Origin of the sequence: Neobacillus drentensis (genome assembly GCF_036966985.1) — a bacterium.
GTDB lineage: Bacteria > Bacillota > Bacilli > Bacillales > Cytobacillaceae > Neobacillus > Neobacillus drentensis_E.
Window position 1 is genome coordinate 10,580 of the sequence record NZ_JBALSN010000044.1, and the last position, 1,919, is coordinate 12,498.

The 1,919-nt window shown below is 39.6% G+C and carries 2 protein-coding genes; one reads left to right on the forward strand and one right to left on the reverse strand.

The window, feature by feature from the left end; translation table 11 throughout:
* Positions 1-53 precede the first annotated feature (53 nt).
* Positions 54-191, forward strand: coding sequence for a hypothetical protein (locus V7659_RS03265; RefSeq protein WP_335538063.1), 138 nt, complete (start codon positions 54-56; stop codon positions 189-191).
* A gap of 254 nt (positions 192-445) precedes the next feature.
* Here V7659_RS03265 and purF read toward each other — a convergent pair whose 3' ends face one another.
* Positions 446-1,825 (reverse strand): amidophosphoribosyltransferase, encoded by a 1,380-nt coding sequence (gene purF, locus V7659_RS03270; RefSeq protein ID WP_335538064.1) that lies wholly within the window; start codon positions 1,823-1,825, stop codon positions 446-448.
* Positions 1,826-1,919 lie beyond the last annotated feature (94 nt).

Consider the following 1,919-nt stretch of genomic DNA (forward strand, 5'->3'; position numbering starts at 1 on the left):
CCTCCTGATGCAGGGAAAAGAACCTAAGACAATTTCGCAAAGGAGTAATGATCATGGATAAAGAAAATCAGTATGTTGCTGCTTCACTATCACCTAATTTGATAAATGAAATTCAATCACTAGAGGAAAAAATAAGTGAGCAAACACATAAAAAAGTAGTGGTTATCGCGTACGAAAATGATAAAAATTAATTAGGTAGATATCTTCAGGGGAAACACTATTTCTTTTGGTTGCAAGGCTGGAACCATTTATTCGTAATAATATACTAAAACCTTCATAAATTTGAAGGTTTTCTTTTTTAAATCACGTAAACCATCATTACAAAGGATAATGGCATATTATTTATTATTGGTTAACAAATTTCAAAAGTTTGGTTTAATCAGAAATAAATAAAAGGATACAGACTAGGACTTCTATTTTAGAGGTCCTAGTTTTGTGGTGGTTATCACTTCAAATACAAATCAGTTGGATATGCTCCACTAAAACAGGCGATACAACGGTTGCTAGTATCTGCTAGATTTACATCTACTGCCTCTAATAATCCATTTGTACTTAAAAAGGCTAATGAGTCTGCTCCAATCACACTTCCCATTGCTCGTTCATGTTCATGTTTGTTAGCAAAAAGTTCTTCCTTTGTTGGCATGTCCACTCCATAAAAACAAGGATTTCTTACCATAGGGGAACTAATTCGTACATGGACCTCCTTTGCACCTGCTTGCCGAATCAATTGAACAATTCGTTTGCTTGTCGTTCCACGTACAATTGAATCATCAACAAGCACTACCCGCTTATCCACGAGAATTTCACGAACAGCACTTAATTTTAGACGAACAGCCAAGTCCCGTAATTCTTGGGTTGGCTCAATAAATGAACGACCGGCATAGGGATTTTTGATGATTCCCATTTCATATGGAATTCCTGATTGTTGGGCAAAACCCATTGCTGCAGGGACACTCGATTCTGGAACAGCAACGACAACATCAGCGGGTGTCGGATGTTCTTTTGCTAAAATTTGGCCTAATTCTTTTCGGATGGATAAAACACTTCTACCATGAATCACACTATCTGGACGAGCAAAGTAAACAAATTCAAAGGAGCAAAGGGAAACGTCACCTTTTGCAGCAAATCTGCCTGTTTTAATTCCCTTCTCGTTAACAAGAAGCCACTCTCCTGGTTCCACATCCCTCCAGAACTTAGCATCAACCGCATTTAATCCACATGTTTCTGAAGACGCGATAATGGATTCACCAATTTTTCCAAGGCTAAGGGGACGTAGTCCATGACGATCTAGGGCAATCAGCATTTGTTTTTCTGTCATAATCAGCAAAGCGAAGGAACCGTCAATCCGCTTAAGGACATCCGGGCCAGCCTCATTAAAATATTTTTTACTGGAACGAGCTATTAGATGAGCAATAATTTCCGTATCAGTTGTTGTCTGAAAGATGGCACCCTGTTGCTGGAGAACCTTCCGTTCGATATTGGCATTCACTAGGTTCCCGTTATGGGCGACGGCCAAATCGCCCTCACTGTACTTAAAAACAAGCGGTTGTGCGTTTTGTAGTAAACTTGCACCAGAAGTAGAATATCGTACATGACCGATGGCCATATTCCCCCTAAGCCCATCAAGGATTTCCCGTGAAAATACCTGGGTAACTAATCCCATTCCCCTGTGATGCCTGAATGATTTTCCATCACTAGCCACAATTCCTGCACTCTCCTGGCCGCGGTGTTGAAGTGCATGAAGTCCATAATATGTTAAATGGGCTGCTTGGGGGTGATTGAAAACTCCAAATACACCGCATTTCTCCTTCATTTCTGCATCCATTTGTGTATTCCTCCCGTTAATTTCATTTCATTATTTTTGGCGAAAGCAGAATTTTTATCCTTTTGATTGTCTAGTTGAAATAGTATTAGCTTTG

Coding starts and splice junctions, on each gene's coding strand:
- V7659_RS03265 (WP_335538063.1), top strand. CDS start 54: ATGGATAAAGAAAATCAGTATGTTGCTGCTTCACTATCACCTAATTTG.
- purF (WP_335538064.1), bottom strand. CDS start 1,825: ATGGATGCAGAAATGAAGGAGAAATGCGGTGTATTTGGAGTTTTCAAT.